Here is a 332-nt window from a genome sequence, read left to right as displayed (position 1 = left end):
ATACCAACCGTCATTGAGCGTGACTCTGTCGAGGGATTCCCACAAGCCGACGAATCTGAATCTGTGGCGCAAACAGGAGGTTTGCGATGGGTTCAGCGATTTCTTTGCGGTCGGATTTCGATGGGGATGGGTTGCGGCGTCTGGCTCGGCAGACACGAGATGCCGACCAGGCTCGACGTCTTCTCGCGCTCGCATCGATCTATGATGGCGGCTCGCGCGCCGATGCGGCTCGCCTCGGTAGCGTTACGGTTCAGATCGTGCGCGACTGGGTGGTGCGTTTCAACGCACGCGGTCCCGACGGGCTGATCAACGGCAAGGCTCCGGGCAAGCCG

At 61.4% G+C, this 332-nt stretch carries 1 protein-coding gene; it reads left to right on the top strand.

Annotation, left to right across the window (positions count from 1 at the left end):
• Nucleotides 1-86 precede the first annotated feature (86 nt).
• The coding region (locus AC2YI2_RS35210) for a helix-turn-helix domain-containing protein (protein WP_487391150.1) at nt 87-332 on the top strand (246 nt) is incomplete at its 3' end.

Source organism: Rhizobium sp. SRI_017, from assembly GCF_057586295.1.
Note: the sequence above shows the minus strand (reverse complement) of the source record. Positions and strands in the feature narration are given on the sequence as shown.